The organism is Streptococcus pluranimalium (genome assembly GCF_047785745.1).
Lineage (GTDB): Bacteria > Bacillota > Bacilli > Lactobacillales > Streptococcaceae > Streptococcus > Streptococcus pluranimalium_B.
In genome coordinates this window covers 1-2,358 of record NZ_JBLOJT010000161.1, presented here as the reverse complement: position 1 = coordinate 2,358, position 2,358 = coordinate 1, and the positions used below count along the sequence as shown (strand labels likewise).

The following is a 2,358-nucleotide window of genomic DNA, read 5'->3' as shown; positions in this document are numbered from 1 at the left end:
AAAACTTAAAAAAATATCCTGTAACGTATCGCTAAAACTGAAAAACCAGCAATCCTCTCTCCTTGATTGCTGGTTTTATACGATTTTTAAATATTACTTTGACTTTTCTTACTTATTATCTCTCACCTTTATTGCGAATAACAAATCCTGTTTTCTTTTCGCTTGAGGTATTTTTGTGTGGTTTTTTATTATCTTGGCGACGGTTGTCTTTTTTGAACTTATCATCACGACGTTTGAAGTCACGGCGACCACCATCACGATCATCACGACGACGATCACCACGTCCACCACGGCGACGGTCATTATTACGACCACCACGGTTGCGATCGCGATTACCTCGACCACCTTTTCCTTTACCACCAAAACCGCACCCTGATGGCTTGAATGGTAATGGTTTTTCGCGAGCAATTTCAACGTCAGGCATGCTATCTGGATCTTGAACAGTTAAGCTCAAAACATAGAGTGCCAACTCTTCAGGTGTGAATTCTTGTGCTAACTGGATAGCATCACCCTTGAATTTTTCAAAGCTTGCACGAATAGATTCATCCGCAAAATCACGTTCGATTTTCTTAAGTGCTACTTTTTTCTTAGCTTGGAAGGCTTCTTCTACTGTCGCAGGTTTAAGACCTTTCATCGCTTTTTTAGTCAATTTTTCAATCATTGACAAGTAACCCATCTCATTTGGTGATACAAACGTGATTGACTCACCAGATTTTCCAGCACGGCCTGTACGACCAATACGGTGAACATAACTTTCTGGATCTTGAGGGATATCATAGTTATAAACATGTGTGACACCAGAAATATCTAATCCGCGTGCTGCAACGTCTGTCGCTACAAGAATATCAATTTGGTCATTCTTGAAATCACGAATCACACGGAGACGTTTGTTTTGATCAAGGTCACCATGAATACCTTCCGCACGGAAACCTCGGAGCTTCAAACCTCGGGTCAACTCATCAACACGACGTTTGGTACGACCAAAGACGATGGATAATTCAGGCTGAGCAACATCCATAAGACGTGTCATCGTATCAAATTTTTCTTGTTCTTTCACACGAACGTAGTACTGATCTACATTGACATTCGTCAATTCTTTAGCTTCAATCTTAACATGTTCAGGTTCTTTCATGAACTTAACACCGATGCGTTTGATGGCATCAGGCATAGTAGCTGAGAAAAGAAGGGTTTGACGATCGTCTGGTACACGGCTGATAATCGCTTCGATATCTTCTAAGAATCCCATGTTAAGCATTTCATCAGCTTCGTCAAGAATCAATGTTTCGACATGATCCAATTTCAAGGCTTTACGTTTGATCAAATCAAGCAAGCGTCCTGGTGTACCAACAACAATATGTGCTCCTGATTTAAGAGCCTTAATTTGTTTTTCAATAGATGAGCCACCATAAACCGAACGAACTTTAACGCCTTTATCACGACCAAAGCGGAAAAGTTCTTCTTGTGATTGAACAGCTAACTCACGAGTAGGTGCAATCACAAGAGCTTGAATAACATTTCTATCAGTAGAGATTTTGTTAAGAGTAGGTAAACCAAAAGCAGCGGTTTTTCCTGTACCGGTTTGAGCTTGACCAATCACGTCTTTTCCTGCTAGTGCGAGTGGAATCGTCAACTCTTGGATAGGTGATGCTTTTTCAAAACCAGCGGTTACAACGGCTGCTTGGATATCTTCACTAAGGTTTAATTCTGTAAATTTCAAATGTTTCTCTTTTCTAAAAGCGGTGCGAAGCCACTCTATTAGGCTGGTGCAGATAATTGGCTCACTAAAAGCCCATTCAAATCCTTATGGGATAAAAATTTGGCAAATCAACGTTTTTATACTCGAAGAAAAACAAAATCTGACTAGGAAAGGAACCCCAGATAGAACTGAAGTTCATCAAGGTAAACTTGACAACGTCAGATTTTAATTTTCGATGAATATTAACGTTTCTAGCCAACACATCTGCTAGTAATTATGACAACTTATCTAGTGTAACACAATCATCCCTAAATTGATAGAAATTATGTTTGTAATGATAATAAACACGTTTTCATTCAATTCACCTAACTCTGTCATTGTTTTTGATATGTTAACTATAACAGCAGGTGATGCCATGCATAAGCAAATAATTTCAGAAGAATGATAATTAAGGGCACCTCTAAAAACTTCAAGTAGTTATTAAGTAAGCCTTATTTGTAAGCATTATTTCCAGTAAGCTTCGCTTTCGAAGCTTACTTCTTGCTTATTTTCCTATTTTTGGGCGCACTAAGCCCATGATGGTAATCCCAGTCGTTTGATTTGCTCAAAACGACAGATATTGTAGAGCAGGTTGGTTAAGGTCACATTGGTTTTAGCTCGTC

Annotated in this window: 1 protein-coding gene; it reads right to left on the bottom strand. The window is 39.1% G+C overall.

Annotation, left to right across the window (positions count from 1 at the left end):
• Window positions 1–115: 115 nt before the first annotated feature.
• On the bottom strand, window positions 116–1,717 hold the full coding sequence (locus tag ACMZ6U_RS10135; protein WP_416108302.1) for a DEAD/DEAH box helicase: 1,602 nt from the start codon (window positions 1,715–1,717) through the stop codon (window positions 116–118).
• Window positions 1,718–2,358: the final 641 nt, after the last annotated feature.